This is a genomic window from Paenibacillus sp. MAHUQ-45 (assembly GCF_058133325.1).
On sequence record NZ_JBYUPV010000009.1, the window covers coordinates 204,382 to 224,319 of the forward strand.

A 19,938-nucleotide genomic window follows, 5' to 3' on the forward strand; every position below is an offset into this window, starting at 1 on the left:
TCGCATTCTCTAGCCGCGCTACCATTACTATCAGCAGTTAATACATGGATTTTAATTAATGATTGTAGTTCTACAAGCTTCTCTTTAACATTCGGTAGAATCAGCCCGTGGTGTTAATTGTAGCACCAAAAGAATATTGAATACTATCTATAACCCACGCGACGCCATATCATAATTGGATTGATTAGGTTAGGGTTCCCGCTGAACACTTACTACTTTTGGTTGATCTGAGTACAAGTTAGTGAAGGTGATGATATAGGAGTGGTAGGGCGGGTTATGCGCTCCCTCAAAGGTCGTAACTTTTAAAGTTGCTTCCCAGTAATACTGGCCTTGCTCTAATCTTTTAACCTCAACCACTTGATCAACCACGAACTGTCTTTCATCGTTGTATTGGGCAAGGACGGCGCCGATTGGTTTGAATAAAGTAGAGACGAACGCGTCCTTCACAACATCGCAAGGCAACTGAGCACTTTCTTGAGGTCTATTTATTGATCCTGATGCAAGCACGTCTGTCGGAATGAATGCAGTAAGGAAGAAAACGAGAAGAACAGTTACCCATCTTTTCTGTAGCATGTTATACCTCCTTTTACAGAGTTACTCTGCTCTCGTGCTCTTAGGATTATCCAAATCTGCTGGGCATGATATTTTTGCGCATGAACTGAAACTGTAGTGTTAAAGAATTGATTGCCACGAATTAATAAATATTGTAAATTGCTTGGGTGAGGTACAAGTAATGAAATGGGGGAGTCAAAATATGAGTATTGAATTCAAGAAAGTTAGTGATTTTAATCGAGGAATACTCTTTGAATTATTGACAGATGCGTATTCTTTTGATGGCAGATATAAACAGAGTTCTAATTCTGATTGGCGAGATTTTGAAAACTTTTTCTTTGACAATTTGGAAATTGCAGATAAGTATGGGTTTATCACAACATTAAACGATGAGGCCATCGGATTTGTTTTTTTGGATCCAAGAAACATGCCTGAGTATGCGGAAATTGGCCATAACTGCATTTCTTCAAAATACAAAAGCAAGGGGTATGGCAAAATACAGCTTCAAGAAGCGGTCGATAGAATCACTCAAAATGAGGTGAGGAAAATCATTGTATCCACAAATGATGACCTGATCCCTGCGCAAAGAATGTATGAGAGTGTTGGGTTTACGATATATCAAAAAAGGAAGAATCAAACCATTGCAGATGGTGTTGGTGAACGTATCGATTATGTATATCATACTAAAAGCATGAGAACAGCAAGATGATACATTACGGCGTGAAGAGAAGCAACTAACGGTTTCATAGGAGAGCGTAGAACATGGAAATGAAAAGTGAAAAAGGAGATGTGCTGGCAATCATAAATATCGACTCCTTTCAGGAGGAGCATGATGTTGATAACGTTATTCGGTCATTAAAACCTGGCATGGGTAAGGGGATATATATAGCTAATGAGAAGAAGATCACTCAGTAAACAAATTATGAAGTTGTACAATTGCTTAAAAGTCTCAATGAATTAAAGGCAAAAGTGCCTTTATTGGAGCCTGTATTTCCTAGAAATGCAGAGTTTATGGATATTCATGTCTACTAAGAAATACGTGTTTAAGGTTGCAGGAGATGATCCAACGCTATATTCTTCGCAGGAGGAAGAATGATTTAAACGCTTTTAAAAAATAACTTACCATTTTCCGAACCATCCCGCCATAATCGACACTATTGAGATGAAAGGCAGGTGAAGCGCGATGCTAGATATGAACGCCACGTCCATTCAACGTGATTACTTGGAGAAACTCTACTATTTCGCGCTGAAGAAGACAGGAAGCAAACACGAAGCGGAAGATTTGGCACAGGACATTGCATCACAGGCGCTACTTAGCCTCGCGAATGGAAGTTGTCCAGACGACCTAAGCCGGTGGATTTGGACGATTGCGCGAAATCGCTATGCGCATTGGGCTAAAGATAAGAAACGGCGAAGCGGTACGGTCTTAAGCGAAGTGCAGATTGCCATTTTGCCTGACGGGCAAGCGACAGCGGAAGATCAGCTGTTGCTCCGAGAGAATCTTGCCTTATTGCGCCGTGAGTTATCACTTCTGGCATCCGGCTACCGCGAAATGGTTGTGGCCTATTACTTCGAAGGTGTACGTCTCGCAGACATTGCCAAGAGGCTAAGCCTACCTGAAGGGACGGTTAAACGCAAGCTTCACGAATGCCGAAAGAACATGCGGGAGGGAATCGAAATGGCAAGGGAAGTCGGTTTACGAAGCTTTAAGGCAGAGGACATAAGCTTTAGCAAGAGCGGTTTGGACGGTAAGGACGGTTTACCTTGGCAACTAATTCAGCGGCTCATTCCGAAGAACATTCTGCTAGCGTCTTACCGGAATCCGCTGAACTTGGAGGAACTCTGCCTCGAGCTCGGGATCTCAATGCCATACATGGAGGAAGAGGTCAAACTACTCGTGGACGGCACGCTGCTAAAGGAAGTCAAGAAGGATCATTTCGAAACGGATTTTATTATTGTGGATAGGGAGATGCAGCGTGATATTTTCCTTAGGATGGAAGAGACATCAGTGAGATTCGCGCCACTGTTGATTGAACTGCTGGATGCTGCGCTACCGGAGTTGGAGAAGGTACTAGGAAAGCGTTGGGAGCGCAGCTTTATTATGTGGACACTCATCCCTATGGCGGTAGACTTTTTGGCGCGGGATGTACTGAGGGGGAACGCCGTTCCCAACGAGTATACGAAGCGCCCGCACGACGGCCAGTGGGATATCGTTGGGTGTGAAGTTTATGACTACCCGTACAGTATTAGGCAAGGACAAAACGGTACGGGGAACGAACGAGACTCAATGTGTTTCTATAAGATTGGCATGCATGACCTGTGGGATCGGGCAGGTGAGATGTCTTCCTATGAGTTCAGTGTCCTGGCATCCGTGATTCGGGCTAACCGGAAGTTGTCTGAACTTGGCTCGGTCGAACAGGAAGTTATGCGCAAACTTGAAATTCGTTGCTTTGTAGATCTTCAAGAAGAAGTTTTTGTGCCGAACTTTCCCGTGTTCAAGCAAGAACAATTCACACAGTTCAGTCACCTTGTCAGCTTACCACTTTACACACAGTTGCAAGTGGCCATGGATGTCTTCTACAAGTCCGTTTACGCCGTAATCGGACACGACGTGCCAGCCAGACTGAACGAGCAACTGAAGTTCGTATCTGGCGAATTCCTTTTCAACATGCGCATGATGAGCCTACGGCATGCTCTAGATCAGGGGCACATCAATTTGCCGGAGGATCCGAAGAAGAGCACGATTGCCATGTATATGATGCTCGACTAGAACAAGAAAGGTTCTTGGCGTTCTTTCAGACGTAAGAACCTTTTTCCGCTTTATTGGGTTTCGAAGAAGAGCTATCTCGCAAAGGATAGCCCTAAAACTTGTGCTGAAGGAAAAACAAGTACCTCTTCTAAATTGGCTACTAGACACGGGGCTTATCACATCCCCGAAATCAATGCTTGGTGGAAAGAGCGACCTAATCCTGATTATAAAGAATGGTGGTTTGAACGACAGGTGGACCGATGGAGAATAGCCTTGGAAAACAGGTATAACCATTAGCATCACGCAAGGCATGCTGTCCAACCAGCTTTGTGAGCTGGAGCAGGACGGACTCATTGTCCGCCGGGTGTATCAGGAAATCCCGCCCAAAGTGGAATACACCATTTCTGAGCACGGAAAAACACTTCATTCGGTGCTCAATGATATGTGTGATTGGGGATTTTATCATATCGAACATAGCAAGAACGTAAAGGAGCAGAACGAGATCTCAGGTCCTGATGATGCACAGATGAAAGTCCAGCGGGGCTGATAGCCATATTTCTAATTTCGACAGTTAGTGGTTGTTCAACGGATGCAATTAAGGAAATTCGTATTTATGAGATGAATAGTTTTGCGGAGACGAATCAGGATTCATTGAAAGTAATTACCGACTCCGCTAAAGAAATCAATCAAGTGATTGGTAAGCTATATGCGGAGAATCAGGCATACTGAAGGTTCTTATTTCTTTTTAAGCTTTGATCGCACAATTACCTGAATGAACATGGCAATGATGACAAGAATAATATTGTAATAGAACGGAGCTGTAATATTGATTTTTTCAATAAGTACACCAGCGATAAGTGGCGAGATAATGGCCCCCAATTCTGATAAAGAAGCCAAATTCCCCATAAATACGCTTCGTTGTCTTTCTGGAATAACGTCTCCAATATGTGAAAAAAATGAATCGAGATAACTCGCTCCACCCACTCCGCCGATAAGCATTCCTAAATAAACGACCCATTTTTCGTTAAAGAATAAAAAGAAGATAATTTCTACGATGATTAACAATAGTCCTATAATACATAGCAGTAATCTGTCTTTAAGAATGTCGGATAGCTTACCGATGAGGGGAGCAGATAAGAACGTAGCTATTCCGACGATGGCAAAGGCAAGACTAATGTCAAAGGTGTCCCAACCCAACTTATACTTTGCGTATACGGAGAAATAGGTTAAAAAAATCGCGTATGCACTCATCTCAATGAAATGAACACTCGAATATAAAAAGAGCTGTCCGGTTAATTTTTTCGCTGGCTCTTCTCCTTCTGTACCTTCGTTGTGTAGGTGAGTGTAGTCTTTAGGGAAAACGATTCTAGATACAGCGATTAGAGAAATGAAAGCGAGGAATGCCACTACATAGAATGGAACCGAGAGCGAGAAATACAAAACAATGACACCACTCATAACAGGGCCTAGGATCATTCCTGCCCCTTCACTACTGCTCATGTAGCCATTCAAGATCCCGCGGTTTTCACTAGTACTTAGATTGTTTATGGTAATTCTCACGAATACACTAAGCCCAATGGCTACCAAACCTTGGATAAGTCGCAGCACGGCAAGGAGCCAGAAACTCGTAGCTAATGGGAAGATAACCATACATATGATTTCTGCACACAGTAACCCTATCCCTATACGTTTAGCTCCAATTTGACTATAGAGCTTTCCCGTAATGCCTCCACCAAGAAATCTTCCTACATAAAAAAGCGAGAACAACACACTCACACTAAAAGCCGTAATTCCATACTGCTCTACATAAATTGCGAAGAGCGGAAGTATCATACTTCCGCTCATGTTAGCAATTAGACTTATAACAATCATACAAAGGATATTATGGCTCAACTGATGTTTCATTTAGAAGACACACTCCTCCCAAAAGATATTGAGCATCGGTTATAAGCCCCTTCACAAGCATAATATATCGTCCACCGAGCAAATATGCTTCTGATGATTCACGAGAACTGCTGGCGGTATTTCCGAGGCGACATTCCTTCGATTTTGGCAAAGCTGGAGCTGAAATACGGAACATGATTGAAGCCAACCTCTTCGGCGATGCGGGCCACCGGATAATCGGTCTGCATCAGGAGCAGCTTACTCTGTTGAATCCGGTAATGTAGCAAGTATTCCATCGGCGAGCAGCCGTATTCCTTACCCATGCAGCGTGCGATGTAGACGGGATGGAAATTCAGATGCTCTCCGAGCCGCTTCGCGGTAATGTCCTCACGGTAATGGGTGCGCAGATAGGAGGCAGTCTGTTCGGCGCATGATCTGGAGGGCGTGCTTCGCTCATTATTCAGGGAATCTGTCAGATGCTGAATGACCTCCTGGAACAAAAGCTGCTGCCGTAGCGGTGTAGCGCTCAGATGAGCACTGGGGCCGAGCTGAATGAGCTGGTCCAGCAGGCTTTGAACGGTCTGCGGTTGCCGCAGCGCAGCGTACTGGGGCAGGCTAAGCGTGAACGGACGGACCTCGAATAGCTGTGAATTCTGGAGCTCACTGCCCATGGGGCTACCACCCGGCAGAGGTGAGTACTCATCTGATACACTCCAGCATCCTGCCGTATGAAAGTGTAGCCAATAATACGTAGTCCGTTCTGTACAATCCATTGTGCCGAAATGATGGTTGCCCGGTCGAAGAATCAACATCTCCCCCGCCTTAACCTCAAAGCGCAACTCCTCTTCCCCCATGTACAGACAGCCGCTTTTCACGACTAATAGATCGAATGCACCAATGTGGTGGCGCCCGATATGGCGGTGGCCCGCTTCGAAATAATGCAGCCCGCTTACAATATAATGCAGCATCGGAGGGACGGTGAAATGTAGTATAGCCACCCGGACAACTCCTTTCGTTCAAGTTGGAATATTGAAAGTTTTGGTTGATTATTTGTACTTTAATCTGTTCGTTTTCCTCTATAATCATATACTAGTCACGGAGATAAATCATGTCAATGTAGACAGAACATCAGGGTTGGTATACTTGCAAGGAGGGTTTGTTTTGTGAAAAAGGATACTGGAGGATTTGGGCTGTGGATGCTAGCCTGGCCTATATTCCTGGAGATTTTTCTCCAGACTTTGCTGGGGACGGTGGATACGCTGATGGTCAGCCGGATCTCGGATGATGCGGTCGCGGTTGTCGGGATCTCGAACCAATTATTCAACGCATTAACTACATTATTTACGACATTTGCCGGAGGCGCGGGTATTCTGATCGCCCAGCGGATGGGTTCGAAAAAGATCAAAGAGGCGCGTACGCTGGCGATTATGGGCGTATCAGCGAGCTTGGTTATCGGTATAGTCGTTAGCATCCTGCTATTCTTCTTCGCTGCTCCGATTGGCGGGATATTGAATATTTCGGATAATCTTCGTCCGCTCTCTAATGTTTATATTGCGCATGTCGGCGGCGGTTTGTTCATGGTTGGCCTGATCGCTTCACTCGGAACGGCGATCCGCAATACTGGTAATACACGGGGACCGATGTATACCGGGATTATGGTCAATGTTGTTCATATTATTCTGAATTATCTGTTTATTTTCGGTGTGATGGGCATGCCGAAGCTAGGACTTGCGGGAGTGGCGATCTCCACGATCATAAGCCGGGCAATCGGGCTGCTTATGCTGTCCATGATGTTTAGACGCGCATTTGAAATTAGAATTAAGCTGAAGGATTTCCTCATTTTTGACCGGCGGCTGTTCAGAGAAATTCTGAAGATCGGTTGGCCGCTTGGTGTCAATTCATCTTGCTGGGTCTTCTCACAGCTGATCGTCTACTCGTTCCTGGCTGTGCTTGGCTCAGAAGCTTTGGCTGCGCGCACCTACCTGAACACACTGGAATCTTACTGCTTCACCTTGGGGTACGCTGTCGCCTTGGCCGGACAGATTCAAATTGCCCATTTATACGGAGGAGGGAAGACGCGGGAAGCCTACAAACTGGCTTATCGCACTCTGTTCATCGGGCTTGCAGTTGTGATGGGGAACATGCTGCTGCTCTTCTTGTTCGGACGGAAGATACTGGGGCTGTTTACCACAGATCCGGGAATCCTCGCACTTGGTGTGTCGCTGCTGGCCATTAATCTGATTCTGCAGCCGTCCAAAATGCTCAACATGGGCATGGGCAACGCCCTAAGTGCCATCGGTGATACCCGGTATATGATGTATACGTCCATTGCTTCTATGTCGCTGATCGGCGTTGGTTGCTCCTACGTCTTCGGGATTTGGGCCGGATGGGGGTTAATTGGAATTTACTGCTGCATGATTGCTGATGAATTAGTTAGAGGACTGTGCGTCCTGCTGCGCTGGCGCGGTCAGAAAGTGCTGCGGAAGGCCGAAGCCGACAGGCTTGAACCAGCCAGCGCTCCGCTGCCGGGGAAAGGTGCAACAACCTCATTTTCCACCTAAACAAGTAAAGGAGAGGGTCCGGTACGTGGACGCTCTCTTTTTTTATAAAAGCCCTTCATTGTACGATTCAAGTGGGGATTATCCCTGCTAGTTATTGTCGTCATTGAACCTTCGTCCGATTGGTATAAAAGGATTTTCTAGCACGTTCATGGAATAAATAGAGATCAATATTGCTAAGGGGTAAGATCAATGGAACATTACTTATTCAGCCAATCAGCTTATATACGAGCACAACTATTAAAGAGCGTGGAAGGACTGGACGAGAAAACGGCGTTACGTATTCCGCAGGGGTTCCGCAATCACATTCACTGGCATTTGGGACATGTATACACTTTGAACGAGCGCTTTGCTTTCAAAAGTATCGGGCTACCACTGCATTTACCTGAAGGATTTCCAGAGCTGTTCGAGAACGGCACATCGCCGCTTACCGCTCCTGCTTCTCTAGTGCTTCCGAGTCTCGAAGAACTGAAGATCCTTCTGCGGGAGCAGCCGCAGCGCATTCAGCGTAGTTTGGCAGATCGCCTTGAAGAACCTATCGTGCCGCCGTATACTACGTCGGGCGGAATGAAGCTAGGATCAGTAGAGGAATTCCTCAGCCTCAATCTATACCATGAAGGCCAGCATTTGACTGCTGTTAAAATGTACAAGACGCTGCTGGCGGCAACACCTTTTTAAGGCCCGTTACACGAAAGGAGTGAGAACAATGTAGTTCATAATCAGAAATATAGATCCTCGTGCAAGATCTCCACCTCTTTTTGCGAGGAACGGGAGATTTTCAATTTACTTTAGGAGGGTTTATATGATTAGCAACATTTGGACTGGCGATAAAGTTAGATTACGAGCGATTGTACCTACCGACTGGGACAAGTTCCACAATAATGATTTCGATTCTGAAAGTGCCAGACTTTGCGATATGATCTATTTTCCAAGATCAGAAGAAGGTACGAAGAGTTGGGCTGAGCATCAAGCGTCAAAAGGGCCAGAGGGTGATAGCATCATGCTAGCGATTGAAACGCTCGACGGCAATCTTGTAGGCAGTATTAATACGCATGGCTGTGATACGCGGCATGGGACTTTTAAGTATGGTGTAGCCGTTTTTCGAGAACACTGGCGTAAGGGTTATGCTTCTGAAGCAGTTACGATCCTGTTACGCTATTATTTCGAGGAGTTACGTTATCAGAAAGTGACCGCACATGTCTATGCTTTTAACGAAGGTTCGATTGCCCTCCAGGAGCGTCTTGGATTCGTACAAGAGGGCAGACTACGGAATATGATTTATTCCAAAGGACAACACTTCGATGAATATGTCTTTGGCTTAACGAAGGGCGAATTCGAAAGCTAAAAAGGTTAAGGGAACAGAGTGGCTGCCGATTTAATGGTAGCCATTTGTTCCTCTTTTTTGTGGGTATGAACGGGGATTTAATTCTATCATCCAAAGGAGTGAATAAATCTCTCTTCCACTTCTTGTAAATGAGCCGTCAATCCGTTATGCTATCAATAGAACGATCGTTCAAAAGGGATGAGAACAATGAAGCGGCATTATGATAGTGATCAGACAAGGAAGATCATTGCGGAGAAAGCGGCGCAACTTTTTTCGCAAAAGGGCTTTGCAGGAACATCAATTTCGGATATTTCCAAGGAATCGGGTTTTAGCAAAGGGCATGTATATTACCATTTTGAGAATAAGGAAAAGCTGTTCATTACTATAGCTCAAGATGCTATGCGGGTGTGGGGTGACAAATGGGACGCTCTCTCGCCAAACTATCCGACGGCAACAGAAAAATTGTATGCAGTAGCCATCTTTGTGCTAGATAATTACAAAACCCCGCTGCTCAAGGTCCATCAGGAATTAATGGGGAATCCGGCTTCATCGCCGGAAATGGCCAAGCAACTATACGATCTGGTATCAACACCTATGCGCGCGTACGAGGCTATTTTCCAATATGGAGTCGAAAGCAATGAATTTGTTATCGAGGATGTACAGACTGCAACATTTCTGTTCGGGAATTGGTTAGGCGCATTATGCCAGCATATCTATACGATGGACTATGACATGTTGCGGGGGATGTTTCAACAAAGCGTCACCATCTTTCTAAAGGGGATTCTGAAATCATAAGAATTCTCTCTGTTAAGAATAGAACGATTGTACTAATGTTTTTAACTACATTCATTAGGAGTGTGATGGTCGTGAACGCTTTGAACCAAGTAGCGATTGTAACGGGTGGTGCTTCGGGTATTGGGAAGGCGATTGCTAATCAATTAGCGAGTAACCATGTATTCGTCGTCATTGCTGATATTGATGAGCAGGGCGGTAAACAGGTGGTTAGTGGGATTGAACAAGAGGGTGGTCATGCACAATTTTTAAAATTGGATGTTACGGATGCCAATCAGATTGAGGCGATGGTGCACAGTGTATATGGGGAACATGGGAGACTGGATTATATGTTTAATAATGCGGGGATCGCAATGTATGGGGAACTGTACGATATGTCACGAGAGCATTGGGAGAGAATCGTAAACGTTAATCTCTGGAGCGTGATCCATGGCACTCAAGCAGCGTATTCCCTAATGAAAAAGCAAGGCTTCGATCACATCGCCAATACCGCCTCTGTGGCAGGACTAGGACCTTCGCCAACGGCTGCGGCTTATGCGACAACCAAGCATGCTATCGTAGGCTTGACGACATCTCTCCACTATGAGGCGGAAACGTTCGGTGTAAAGGTAAGCACATTATGTCCAACATTCGTAAATACGTCCATTTTTTCAACGGCTGAAGGAATCAACATCGACAAAGTGAAAATGAATGAGCAAATGAAGAAAAGAAAAATGATGAGTCCCGAGCAATTTGCACGTATCGCTTTAAGAGGACTTGAACGAAATGAGCCTTTAATCTGTCCAATGCCTTTTCGGCGGATGAGCGATATTTTCTTTATTCTTTTTCCGGGCATTCACCGCAAGCTCATTCGTTTCTTCTGTAATGAAGCTCGTAAAGCAAACATACACACAATCCATTAATCTAAGCGTATGTTGGAAAAAATGACGAAAAGCCGCGCCGGAAGAAATCCCGATGTGGCTTTTGGACATAGTACCTTATGGGGTGAACCACACGCATGTAGCTGCCTATGGCTTGCTTGTAGAGTTACAAGAATGGGTGCGGATGCCACGCCAACCGCTTACATCGCATTGGCCAAATTCATTATCACCCACAGCAACCATCGTGCCGTCTGATTTAAGCCCAAGGGTATGAGCGCAACCTGCCGCAATCGCCACAATATCGCACCAACTGCTTACATCACATTGGCCATATTGATTAGCACCGACAGCCGACACCGTACCGTCTGATTTAAGCCCAATGGTATGATAACTACCCGCCGCTATCGCCACAATACCATGCCAGTCGCTTACATTGCATTGGCCATGCTTGTTCAATCCCACAGCAGCCACCGTGCCGTCCGATTTAAGCCCGAGGGTATGAAGGTAACCCGCAGCTGTCGCCACTATGTCATGCCATCCGCTTACATTGCATTGGTCATACCGATTATTACCGACAGCTGTCACCGTACCGTCTGATTTAAGCCCGACAGTATGCCAGTCACCCGCTGCAACCGCAACAATATCATACCAGCCACTAACATTGCATTGACCTTCATGATTTCGACCTACAGCGACCACCGTGCCATCCGATTTAAGTCCGACGGAACGACGCCAACCTGCTGCAACCGCTACAATATCGTGCCAGTCACTTACATTGCATTGGTCATGCTTATTCCAACCCACAGCAACCACTGTGCCGTGTGCAATAAGACCGATTGTATGAGCATTACCCGTGTTCGTCGCCATATGGACATTACCCGCCGCAACCGCCACAATATCGCGCCAGCCGCTCACATTGCATTGACCATATTTATTATCACCGACAGCAATCGCCGTACCGTCCGACCTAAGTCCAACGGAATGACGGCGACCCGCCGCAATTACAACGTTCATCCATTTCACTCCATTTCCTTTTCGCATGCGCGATCATCTGGCGAGGGAATTCACCCCATGAGACAATGGCTATTGTTCCATTCGGCTGAGCCAATTGTAACGGAACATCGCTAACATGTAAAAAGAAAACCGCCTTCGTAACAGGCGAAATATTGAGGTATCGAATGCATTTGTTATTCGACAGGTATTAAAAGCTCGACCTTCTCCTCATCTGTTTCTTCGATATAAAAAATCTCAATAGAACAAGCTTCGCTTAGCTGCTTATGCCCACTCTTTTGCATCCAATCAAATACATAACCGTACCCATCTTGGATTGTTTTATTGGTACAAGTAACCTTTGCATAAGTATGACCAGGAAGTTTAAAGCTCACCATGTCTTCTGGAATATCATTACCTTCAGGCACTTCATAACAAGCAAAATATGTAGCACTAATGTATTTCTGGCGTGTATGTAAAGTTTATTTAAGATGTTCACGACCTATATCCCAGGCATTTCCAATGCTATGATTTCATTATCAGATGCGCAGCTGATGGCCTAATAAATAGAGTACGAGAGGGGAAATTATAAGATGAGTAAAGATAATATTATTAAGTCGATACTTTCGGAAAAAGTAAGCATGACACCAGCCGGGTTCATTGCCGATCAATTAAGTCCGGAGCAGTTCGCAGAACATTATGAGTTGTTTTTTGACAAGATTTTCGATATTAGCTCATCCGATATTTCAAGCGTAGAGGGCTATGGGGAATTCGACGAGGAATGCAAAGTGGCCTACGGAACCTGCAGAGATTTCCTGATCGATAACTTTGCAGATGACCGTGAGGGGTATTGGCTGAATTGGAAAGAGTTGTTCGAAACGACTGTGTTAGAACGAGAATTTTTTGACAAGTACTTCAAAGAAATGGAGAAGCGGATTTCTTATTGTGAAGGCCAGCGGTTTTTGGTCAATAATAATACGTTTTTTGAAAATATGATTACAGATGGGCAGACCACGGTGGGATTTCCTGACTGGAGCTACTCCGGCATTTGCGATTTCCTTTTGGATTTTGCCATTATGGATTTGAATAAGCCATACTTAAGAATTCCAGAATTGTTGGCCGAGTATAGTAAGAAAAGAGGAATCGTTATCCCGAATTACAAGGAAAGATTCCTGTGTATGGCGTATTATAAAGGAATCGATGTCTTGCGCTGGCATGCATCTATTGATGACACGGGATCCTGCAGCTCAATTGTGAAGTCGATCAGTGAATTGAAAGACCGAATGGATGCTATATCTATATAGATGGTGATGAGATGAAATATGAGAATGCCGGTGATATCCTGCCAGCGGAACTACTCAAAGAATTGCAGAAATATGCGGCAGGCAAGCTGCTATATATTCCCTCCGGAGAGGAAAAAAGAGCATGGGGCGAAACGTCAGGTTACCGGGGGACCTTGCAGAAGCGCAATCGCATGATTCGCAATAAGTATGGTCATGGAGTGACAGTGTCTGAGCTTGCGGATGAATACTTTTTATCCTTGGATTCTATCAAGAAAATCATCTATTCTAAGAAAAATGATGGGCATATCACATACGCTCCCACATTGGAATCAGCAGTACAATATACGAATGTCGGGATGCTGGAAGAATGGATTCACTGTTATCTGCTGCTCACCCAAAAAGTAGCTCTAAGTCTGGATGATATCATGAAGGAAGAGCGTTTGTATTACGGTGTTGTGAAGTTTCCGCTGCGGCTTATTCAGGAGGAAGGATCAGTGCGTGGGGGAGAGGACCAAACCATCGATGATATAGCCGCTCACCCCCCTTTGCTAATTCGGTATGAAGCCGGTAAATTTTATTGCCTTACATCAAACGAGTTGTTGGCGATATTAAAGCAGCGCAAAGTAAATGCTCATCCTGCCATCATTGTGTTAAGCGGGAATGCTGATTATAAACGATTTATGAAGCACTATGGGACGGTATTGATATTTTGTAAATAAAAAAGAGCGACACGAAGTGGGACACTCGTGTTGCTCTTTTTTTTCTAAGAAACAGGTCTCTTAACGACTGGAATCCAAATTTCCATTTCATACATGTTGTTTCCACGATCGTACGTCATTTCAAACTCGGGGGCATTTGTATTTTCTCTCACCCGTGAGTTCCTGCTGTATTTCAAGCAGCATATATTCGGCAAATTCCGAAAGCCGGGCTGGAGCTATATTTATATTTACGCTTCCCCTTGTATACTCCTCTAAATAGCATTGAACCAGGTCATGGTATTTACTTGGCAAATTCTCAGTTCCCCAAATTCCCCCTTCTTTTTTGGAGGAGATTGCACCCTTTCTAATAAAGTAAAGCACTCTACATAGATTTAACGTTACATACATTGGTTTATCCAAAATCTCATCGGATGCACATTCGATGTCGTACAGGATGGAGGCAAGATAGTATTGCCTTTCAATCGGTGGATAACACTCTGCAAGTGGACTGCCATATAAAGCCCTACCCCTGTGGTAGGCTACGGCTATTTGAGAGGCTAAGTCTTTATCCTCATACCCTCCGCACAAGTAATGCTCGTTAGTCCGATACTGCTCCCGATGAAAATCCGAGAAATGATACTCACAGGGTGTTGGATACACAAACTCAGTTAAAAATTTCTCCAGGATGATGCTGCATTCAATGCTATTCTCGATATCGTCATGGAGTAACAGAAGTCTTTGTGAGATCTGTTGTGTAGCTAAGACGGATAATGTTTCTTTTACCACAATCAATACATCAATATCACTCTTTGCAGGATTAAAACAATCCATAGCCAAAGAACCGTGCAGATAGACTCCAACTAAATTGTTGTCACCTAGCTCTTCTACAAATAATGCTCGTATTCTGTCTAAAATCACTTGCACCTGTACAGCCTCCCCGCATTCTAACCATTAGTACAATTGTAGAAGATAAGTTTAAGTTGAAGCGGGTAAAGATTAAACATAATTAATGTTGGTACAATAAAACCCACTATAAGGAGGTGCAACGGAGCCCTTTTTTAATCTCGTTTACGAGCAAATTTTTCTCCTTTTCCGATATTCCATCAGCGGAAAGTTTGCGTGCTGCTACAGGTATAATCCAAGGCTCGATATCCGCATAACTGATGCCGGAGAGCCGCTCGTATTCGTCCATAAATATGGTAATGATATTTTCTCGCGTGGCGTTTAGAGCGGTACTTGCTTCTGATGGGAGATGATCGGGCAATATCGCATATCCAATCATAATGATATATTCGGCCAAGTCCGCTTCCGGATTTCCGATCGAAGCATTGTTCCAATCAATAATCACTGCTTCATTATTCCGGAACAATATATTGTTTGGGTTTGGATCGCCATGACACAGCTGATGCTTTAACGGTAACTGATTTAATTGGTTGATTACTGCTGTTTTATCAGTCTCGGACAAATAATGAGCACGGCGAATATCATACTTGAGATTGTCTCTTTGACTCGGCATATTGGACATGGAATGCGTGTGGATTTGATACAAGAGCTGAGCTGTAGCTAGAACGTCATTATAATCATCGTATACAGTAAGTGGTTGCTGCGGGCTGGAGGGCTGTAGTATGCCGTTGATAAAACGTTCCATGATTGACTCTCCATAAATCCTTTCAAACACGATACCGGATCGGCCTCCTATATGTACCAGTTCATATGGCTGAGGAACAGGCAACCCGCATTCCCTGGCGATTCGGGAATGATGCAATTCTGCTTGCAAGGCAGCGAGACTGGTGTTAGGCTTTGCCAGTTTGACAATCTTTCCTGCGCCGTCCCATTCGAATACTTCCGAACATCCGCCTTCTCCTATTTTTTTGCCCAGTTTACTGATCATGCCGCGCGCTCCTTTTTAGGATTTTTATAAGTGAGGGTTAATTGTGTAAGCCTTCTTTTATTGTTAACGTTGTGTACATTTCTTCGAGCATTTCTGTAGCCTCGTGAATATCGAGCTCGGACATATTGGTGTTGATCATCGTTCCAATTCCAAGCCAATACAAGGAAAGCTTATAAAAGATTTTCTCGATCTTACTCTTTTCCAGCATACTTAAGCGGTTATCGATTTGTAGAAAGGCGGTATACATCTCCTCTTGGAGTCTATCTTTATTCCGTTTGAAATAGTCACCACCATAATCAGAAAGGAACAGAACTCTGAATAGATGTTTCTCATTTTGAGCGAAGAGCAGGCACCCGATCGCAAAATTCATAGCAGGTGCGTTGCTGTTATTGTCGTATTGTTTCATGCTGGTCAGTGCAAAAGTTGCAACTTGATTAAAGACATCATCTTTTAACTCTTCCATGTTTCCATACACGCTGTAAATAGGCTGGGTCGAGCACTTTAGTTTTTGCGAAATACTTCTGGCTGTCAGAACATCAAGTCCTTGCTCTCGAACCATTTCAAATGCTGCCTCTAAAACTTTTTCTTTGGTTATTTCTGCTTTTGGGGGCATTGTATCATCTCCACAGTAGATTGATTCATAAATAACTATCGTTATATAACGTATGTTATATGTATATAAATGGAATGTCAAGTCGTTGTTTACGACAATCATTCACAACAAAACGAGTACCCGAGACATGTTGGATCCACTCACTTTTCGTAGGTTGTTCTATTGAAAATTTTAATAATATATGTTAAAAATGTTGAACAAACCCATGGGGAGGGGACTAGAGATGAGAAAAATTTATATTATTCAACATTGCCAGTCAGAGCATCACATCAACAATATGTCGGGCGGTTGGACTGATACGCCTCTGACTGATCTAGGGATGAAGCAGGCCGAGCGGGTTGGCCTAAAATTAAAGAGTGAACTAGCTAAAGAAGAGTACGTGCTGTACGCTTCAGATTTAATGCGGGCTAAGCAAACGGCAGATATTATTGGAAAGCATCTAGAACTAAATGTGATCGAAGAGGCAGGCCTGCGGGAAATCAATACTGGAGCTGCAATTGGAAAAACAAAAGAATGGGCAAAGGCGAATAGGAACCCTATGGGAGAACGCGGCTTTCATATAGATTATCAGGAGTTTCAGGGCGGGGAGACATGGAAGGAATTTTATTTGCGCGTCTGTGATTGTATGGAACGGATCATTCATACGGAACAGAAAAATTTAATTATAGCGACGCATGGCGGAACATTAGGCTATATCATTGCTTGGTGGATGGGGTTTAACATTGATATGTTAGAAAAATCGCACTTTAAGGCTTCGGTCGGCAGTATCTCTCTTTTACAGACCAATGGCTATCAGCAACATGAACTGCATATCTTTAACGATACCTCACATTTAGCTGAGTTGAAGAGTTAACTTGATAGTTCGTATTAAAAACCATCTCTGAGGAGAGAAGAGATTCTTCTATTGCCTTCAAAAGAGTAAATAACGGCATTTTTGTACCTTAAAATGGTTGCAGCTAAGAGTATTTCCTAATTAAGTGCAATTTTATATTGAGCTGAAACAATTGCTGCTAACCATCCATGCACATGCGCCCAATAAAGTCGGGGTAAATGCAGGTGTTGCTAACACTGACGATTTCTACTCCACAATTGATGCCAAAGAAGGCGATGCTTACAATTAAAGTCTAAGGTTGTGGCAAGTGAATCGGTTATTGAAGTCATACTGAACTTTCCATTGAATGTGTTGGCAGATCCATTCAATACGGGAGTTTTAGCTATGGCTTTCTTTTTTTGATTGAAGTTAAAAAAATGCTTGATAATCGGGGGAGGATTTTGCTGATTTTTCCTCATTAATAAGATCAAAGAAATGCTTGCCCTTGACGTTGCGTCAAGGGATATACTGGCGCTAGAAAGGGGCTGAGAATGATAAAAAAGACATATTCAATTGGCTCATTCGCCAAGCTGACCGCGACGACAGGAAGGACGCTGCGCTTCCACGATCGCAATGGCCTGCTTAAGCCAAGTGAATAAAATGAACCGGAGTAGACATAGCAAAAGAAACACATGTCGCACGGGGGATCGACTTCCGCGGACTTGAGTTAATGAAAGAAAATATTTATTTATAGTAGGAGTGATTATGATGTCAAATAATAGGGACATGCTGCAAGATTCGAATCCCAGCCTTCGAGTTCGTCCCCGCGTGAAATGGGGTGTTCTCGGATATTTCCTCTACATCGCAGTCTTCTACGCGCTCTTCGTGTCCAACGGCGTCAACTACAGGCGAATAGGTGAGAGTGAGGAGACCCTTCTTCTCTGGTACGTAATACCAATGGCCGGCGGTGCCGTGCTGGCCTTCACAATAGTCACGATCTACGGTTGGTGGCGCCCCAGCCTGGTTGAAAGGCGGAGTCTTTCAGGGTGGACGATGACTCTCCCGATCATCATGGCGGTCATCGCGATTGTGAACATGCTGATCGCTGATTTCACCCGTGTTACGCCCCTCATGTGGCTATATCTCTTCGTCGGCAGCATCCTGGTTGGTTTCAATGAGGAGACTATCCACCGAGGTCAATTGATAGTCGCACTGCGCAGCCGCTTCGGTGAAACCGGGGTCTGGTTACTCTCATCAGCGATGTTCGCAGTCTTCCACCTGCCGGACATATTCCTGGGCCTCGGGGCGGGTGCATTGTTCCAGGTATTGATGGCTTGCGGCCTCGGTTCGATCTTCTACCTCTCCCGGCGGTCGACCGGATCGCTCATAGCCTCCATGTTCGTGCACGGACTCTGGGATGTGAGCATCTTCGCGGGACATGGTACATCGTCGCTTCCGCTCGCTGGTATGGCATCTCCTTTGTTGGCGATTGCTGGGGTTATCACGGTTGCCACCATCCTTCGCCGTGAAAAGCGACGTAAAAGCGCCCAAAGTGTGTCACGACCAGTCGGTTGATTCATCCGTGCGGTCGACGAGATTCGTATATGTTTAGGCAACAGAAAAGGACAAAAGACCGCGTAAACGCGTCTTTTGTCCTTTTGTCCTTTTGTCCTTTTGTCCTTTTGTTCATTACAGTAAATCCAGTTACAGCGATATCAAATCACGCGATAGCTTATTCAGTCGCTCACAGCCGTTGTCTGTCACCAGCACCATATCCTCGATCATGATCGAACCGATACCGTAGCCGTAGTAAGGTGTCTCCAGACAAATGACCATGCCAGGGCGAAAAAGGGTTTCTTCCGATGGGCTGAGGAAGGGTGCTTCCTCGGCAGCAAGGCTCAATCCTGCGCTGTGCCCCAGGTGGCCGCGATTGTAATTCGGGATTCCGGACTTACGAATCAGCGGCATCACTTCGTCAAAAGCATTCTTCATCGGCAAGCCCGGTTCGATGATCTCCAGCAGCCGGTCGTGTCCGGCTCGCAGCGCGCCATAAATGCGCGTGACCGTATCCGATGGAGAACCAAGCACAAAGGTCCGTGCAATATCCGAGCCATAGCCGGCTACATCGACACCGACATCGAATTTGATGAGGTCGCCTGGCTTGCTCGGCCGGGTATCAAAAACATGCGCGGGTGCAAAATGATCGCCAACCGATATCATATGAAAACGGGATTCGAAGCCGTCCGCATGAGTTAGCAAAGCGAGCCGGAACGCATCAGCAATTTCTTTTGCCGAATGACCAGCTCGAATGCCCTTGATCGTCTCAGCGATGCCGATCTCCGCGTAATCGCAGCTCTTGCGCAATTGCGCGATCTCCCAAGCTGTCTTGATCGACCGCAGCTCGGTAAGAATCGGTCCTGCTTCTGCCAGCTGAAGGCCGGGAATGGCTTCACGCAACGCAGTAACAGCAGGATAACGCATGGCGCCTAGCTCTACAGCAACTCTACCACTTTCTATGCCATATTCGGCCAGCACCTGTCCCAATAGTCCGAACATCTCCTGCACCTGATGGTTCACGGGCCGGCGTCCTTCATACTTGGCACCACGTAACCCAAGCGGATCGTCCACGTCGACCCAGGTCGGGTATGTACGAAGCTCGCACTGTGGCAGGTCCGCCGGAACACCGGCGGCTTCGAATTCATTCATAATGATGACCGTAGGCCGGTTCGGATCACGGAACATGACGGCCAGCGCAACTTCGCTCATACGCAGCGTATACATGAACGTGCTGGGATGGCCGGACAGGTAGTAGAAATTCTCACAGCTTGACGCCACGAGCGCATCCACATTCTCCTTCTCCATGATTGCCCGCGCTCGTTCCGCGACGTTCTTCAAATGCTCTGTTTTGCTGGGCATCCCATTGTCCACTCCTT

The 19,938-nt window shown here is 45.2% G+C and carries 23 protein-coding genes and 1 pseudogene; 15 read left to right on the forward strand and 9 right to left on the reverse strand.

From position 1 onward, the window contains the following. Positions 1–189 precede the first annotated feature (189 nt). Entirely contained in the window at positions 190–573 is a 384-nt protein-coding gene (locus AC3Y23_RS20010) for a DUF3888 domain-containing protein (protein ID WP_379202225.1), read from the reverse strand. A 181-nt stretch (positions 574–754) separates the two neighbouring features. On the opposite strand from AC3Y23_RS20010, the gene AC3Y23_RS20015 reads away from it, so the two are divergent. The 4 genes and pseudogenes from AC3Y23_RS20015 to AC3Y23_RS20030 form a co-directional block, all read left to right on the forward strand. Then, a complete protein-coding gene (locus tag AC3Y23_RS20015) occupies positions 755–1,261 on the forward strand; it encodes a GNAT family N-acetyltransferase (RefSeq protein WP_379202227.1) in 507 nt (168 codons plus the stop codon). A gap of 53 nt (positions 1,262–1,314) precedes the next feature. Then, positions 1,315–1,467: a hypothetical protein gene (locus AC3Y23_RS20020; protein WP_379202229.1), complete on the forward strand. Its 153-nt coding sequence runs from the start codon at positions 1,315–1,317 to the stop codon at positions 1,465–1,467. A gap of 268 nt (positions 1,468–1,735) precedes the next feature. Beyond that, a complete protein-coding gene (locus tag AC3Y23_RS20025; protein WP_379202231.1) occupies positions 1,736–3,322 on the forward strand; it encodes an RNA polymerase sigma factor in 1,587 nt (528 codons plus the stop codon). Positions 3,323–3,596: 274 nt separating this feature from the next. Beyond that, positions 3,597–3,848: pseudogene (locus AC3Y23_RS20030) on the forward strand (winged helix-turn-helix transcriptional regulator); the annotation flags it as partial. 188 nt (positions 3,849–4,036) lie between these two features. On the opposite strand, the gene AC3Y23_RS20035 reads toward AC3Y23_RS20030, so the two are convergent. Both AC3Y23_RS20035 and AC3Y23_RS20040 read right to left on the reverse strand, forming a co-directional pair. Continuing rightward, positions 4,037–5,206: an MFS transporter gene (locus AC3Y23_RS20035; protein ID WP_379202233.1), complete on the reverse strand. Its 1,170-nt coding sequence runs from the start codon at positions 5,204–5,206 to the stop codon at positions 4,037–4,039. A gap of 98 nt (positions 5,207–5,304) precedes the next feature. Beyond that, positions 5,305–6,183 carry an AraC family transcriptional regulator gene (locus AC3Y23_RS20040; RefSeq protein ID WP_379202236.1) on the reverse strand — a complete coding sequence of 293 codons (879 nt, stop codon included), beginning with the start codon at positions 6,181–6,183 and terminating at the stop codon, positions 5,305–5,307. A gap of 165 nt (positions 6,184–6,348) precedes the next feature. Here AC3Y23_RS20040 and AC3Y23_RS20045 point away from each other — a divergent pair, with 165 nt between their 5' ends. The 5 genes from AC3Y23_RS20045 to AC3Y23_RS20065 all read left to right on the forward strand — a co-directional run bounded on the left by AC3Y23_RS20045 (position 6,349) and on the right by AC3Y23_RS20065 (position 10,761). Then, positions 6,349–7,746 carry an MATE family efflux transporter gene (locus AC3Y23_RS20045; protein ID WP_379202238.1) on the forward strand — a complete coding sequence of 466 codons (1,398 nt, stop codon included), beginning with the start codon at positions 6,349–6,351 and terminating at the stop codon, positions 7,744–7,746. A gap of 189 nt (positions 7,747–7,935) precedes the next feature. Further along, the gene (locus AC3Y23_RS20050; RefSeq protein WP_379202240.1) at positions 7,936–8,421 is read left to right on the forward strand and encodes a DinB family protein; all 486 of its coding nucleotides are present in this window, start codon (positions 7,936–7,938) and stop codon (positions 8,419–8,421) included. A 124-nt stretch (positions 8,422–8,545) separates the two neighbouring features. Further along, positions 8,546–9,088: a GNAT family N-acetyltransferase gene (locus AC3Y23_RS20055; protein WP_379202242.1), complete on the forward strand. Its 543-nt coding sequence runs from the start codon at positions 8,546–8,548 to the stop codon at positions 9,086–9,088. A gap of 186 nt (positions 9,089–9,274) precedes the next feature. Beyond that, complete coding sequence (locus AC3Y23_RS20060; protein ID WP_379202245.1) at positions 9,275–9,862, forward strand: TetR family transcriptional regulator C-terminal domain-containing protein; 588 nt, start codon at positions 9,275–9,277, stop codon at positions 9,860–9,862. 71 nt (positions 9,863–9,933) lie between these two features. Next, positions 9,934–10,761 carry an SDR family NAD(P)-dependent oxidoreductase gene (locus AC3Y23_RS20065; protein ID WP_379202247.1) on the forward strand — a complete coding sequence of 276 codons (828 nt, stop codon included), beginning with the start codon at positions 9,934–9,936 and terminating at the stop codon, positions 10,759–10,761. 105 nt (positions 10,762–10,866) lie between these two features. On the opposite strand, the gene AC3Y23_RS20070 is transcribed toward AC3Y23_RS20065, so the two are convergent. Next, complete coding sequence (locus AC3Y23_RS20070) at positions 10,867–11,733, reverse strand: RCC1 domain-containing protein (RefSeq protein WP_379202249.1); 867 nt, start codon at positions 11,731–11,733, stop codon at positions 10,867–10,869. A 173-nt stretch (positions 11,734–11,906) separates the two neighbouring features. Next, positions 11,907–12,167 carry a GyrI-like domain-containing protein gene (locus tag AC3Y23_RS20075; RefSeq protein WP_379202429.1) on the reverse strand — a complete coding sequence of 87 codons (261 nt, stop codon included), beginning with the start codon at positions 12,165–12,167 and terminating at the stop codon, positions 11,907–11,909. Positions 12,168–12,302: 135 nt separating this feature from the next. Here AC3Y23_RS20075 and AC3Y23_RS20080 point away from each other — a divergent pair, with 135 nt between their 5' ends. Together AC3Y23_RS20080 and AC3Y23_RS20085 are read left to right on the forward strand one after the other, a co-directional pair. Next, complete coding sequence (locus AC3Y23_RS20080) at positions 12,303–13,013, forward strand: hypothetical protein (protein ID WP_379202251.1); 711 nt, start codon at positions 12,303–12,305, stop codon at positions 13,011–13,013. Positions 13,014–13,024: 11 nt separating this feature from the next. After that, a complete protein-coding gene (locus tag AC3Y23_RS20085) occupies positions 13,025–13,711 on the forward strand; it encodes a CD3324 family protein (RefSeq protein WP_379202253.1) in 687 nt (228 codons plus the stop codon). Between the two features lie 120 nt (positions 13,712–13,831). Here AC3Y23_RS20085 and AC3Y23_RS20090 read toward each other — a convergent pair whose 3' ends face one another. From AC3Y23_RS20090 to AC3Y23_RS20100, 3 genes are all read right to left on the reverse strand, one after another. Beyond that, a complete protein-coding gene (locus tag AC3Y23_RS20090) occupies positions 13,832–14,614 on the reverse strand; it encodes an aminoglycoside adenylyltransferase domain-containing protein (RefSeq protein WP_379202256.1) in 783 nt (260 codons plus the stop codon). A 106-nt stretch (positions 14,615–14,720) separates the two neighbouring features. Continuing rightward, a complete protein-coding gene (locus AC3Y23_RS20095; RefSeq protein ID WP_379202258.1) occupies positions 14,721–15,581 on the reverse strand; it encodes a phosphotransferase family protein in 861 nt (286 codons plus the stop codon). Between the two features lie 37 nt (positions 15,582–15,618). After that, positions 15,619–16,194, reverse strand: a complete 576-nt coding sequence (locus tag AC3Y23_RS20100; protein WP_379202260.1) for a TetR/AcrR family transcriptional regulator — start codon at positions 16,192–16,194, stop codon at positions 15,619–15,621. A gap of 223 nt (positions 16,195–16,417) precedes the next feature. On the opposite strand from AC3Y23_RS20100, the gene AC3Y23_RS20105 reads away from it, so the two are divergent. From AC3Y23_RS20105 to AC3Y23_RS20120, 4 genes are all read left to right on the forward strand, one after another. Then, a complete protein-coding gene (locus AC3Y23_RS20105) occupies positions 16,418–17,047 on the forward strand; it encodes a histidine phosphatase family protein (RefSeq protein ID WP_379202263.1) in 630 nt (209 codons plus the stop codon). A 124-nt stretch (positions 17,048–17,171) separates the two neighbouring features. Further along, positions 17,172–17,315, forward strand: a complete 144-nt coding sequence (locus AC3Y23_RS20110) for a hypothetical protein (protein ID WP_379202265.1) — start codon at positions 17,172–17,174, stop codon at positions 17,313–17,315. Between the two features lie 241 nt (positions 17,316–17,556). Beyond that, positions 17,557–17,664, forward strand: a complete 108-nt coding sequence (locus AC3Y23_RS20115; RefSeq protein WP_379202267.1) for a MerR family transcriptional regulator — start codon at positions 17,557–17,559, stop codon at positions 17,662–17,664. 106 nt (positions 17,665–17,770) lie between these two features. Then, on the forward strand, positions 17,771–18,580 hold the full coding sequence (locus tag AC3Y23_RS20120; RefSeq protein ID WP_379202269.1) for a CPBP family intramembrane glutamic endopeptidase: 810 nt from the start codon (positions 17,771–17,773) through the stop codon (positions 18,578–18,580). Positions 18,581–18,709: 129 nt separating this feature from the next. Here the strand turns inward: AC3Y23_RS20120 and AC3Y23_RS20125 are convergent, their stop codons facing one another. Then, positions 18,710–19,921: a M24 family metallopeptidase gene (locus tag AC3Y23_RS20125; RefSeq protein ID WP_379202271.1), complete on the reverse strand. Its 1,212-nt coding sequence runs from the start codon at positions 19,919–19,921 to the stop codon at positions 18,710–18,712. Positions 19,922–19,938 lie beyond the last annotated feature (17 nt).

Coding starts and splice junctions, on each gene's coding strand:
- AC3Y23_RS20105 (WP_379202263.1), top strand. CDS start 16,418: ATGAGAAAAATTTATATTATTCAACATTGCCAGTCAGAGCATCACATC.
- AC3Y23_RS20060 (WP_379202245.1), top strand. CDS start 9,275: ATGAAGCGGCATTATGATAGTGATCAGACAAGGAAGATCATTGCGGAG.
- AC3Y23_RS20115 (WP_379202267.1), top strand. CDS start 17,557: ATGATAAAAAAGACATATTCAATTGGCTCATTCGCCAAGCTGACCGCG.
- AC3Y23_RS20020 (WP_379202229.1), top strand. CDS start 1,315: ATGGAAATGAAAAGTGAAAAAGGAGATGTGCTGGCAATCATAAATATC.
- AC3Y23_RS20025 (WP_379202231.1), top strand. CDS start 1,736: ATGCTAGATATGAACGCCACGTCCATTCAACGTGATTACTTGGAGAAA.
- AC3Y23_RS20120 (WP_379202269.1), top strand. CDS start 17,771: ATGATGTCAAATAATAGGGACATGCTGCAAGATTCGAATCCCAGCCTT.
- AC3Y23_RS20100 (WP_379202260.1), bottom strand. CDS start 16,194: ATGCCCCCAAAAGCAGAAATAACCAAAGAAAAAGTTTTAGAGGCAGCA.
- AC3Y23_RS20010 (WP_379202225.1), bottom strand. CDS start 573: ATGCTACAGAAAAGATGGGTAACTGTTCTTCTCGTTTTCTTCCTTACT.
- AC3Y23_RS20095 (WP_379202258.1), bottom strand. CDS start 15,581: ATGATCAGTAAACTGGGCAAAAAAATAGGAGAAGGCGGATGTTCGGAA.
- AC3Y23_RS20055 (WP_379202242.1), top strand. CDS start 8,546: ATGATTAGCAACATTTGGACTGGCGATAAAGTTAGATTACGAGCGATT.
- AC3Y23_RS20085 (WP_379202253.1), top strand. CDS start 13,025: ATGAAATATGAGAATGCCGGTGATATCCTGCCAGCGGAACTACTCAAA.
- AC3Y23_RS20035 (WP_379202233.1), bottom strand. CDS start 5,206: ATGAAACATCAGTTGAGCCATAATATCCTTTGTATGATTGTTATAAGT.
- AC3Y23_RS20080 (WP_379202251.1), top strand. CDS start 12,303: ATGAGTAAAGATAATATTATTAAGTCGATACTTTCGGAAAAAGTAAGC.
- AC3Y23_RS20015 (WP_379202227.1), top strand. CDS start 755: ATGAGTATTGAATTCAAGAAAGTTAGTGATTTTAATCGAGGAATACTC.
- AC3Y23_RS20070 (WP_379202249.1), bottom strand. CDS start 11,733: ATGAACGTTGTAATTGCGGCGGGTCGCCGTCATTCCGTTGGACTTAGG.
- AC3Y23_RS20050 (WP_379202240.1), top strand. CDS start 7,936: ATGGAACATTACTTATTCAGCCAATCAGCTTATATACGAGCACAACTA.
- AC3Y23_RS20125 (WP_379202271.1), bottom strand. CDS start 19,921: ATGCCCAGCAAAACAGAGCATTTGAAGAACGTCGCGGAACGAGCGCGG.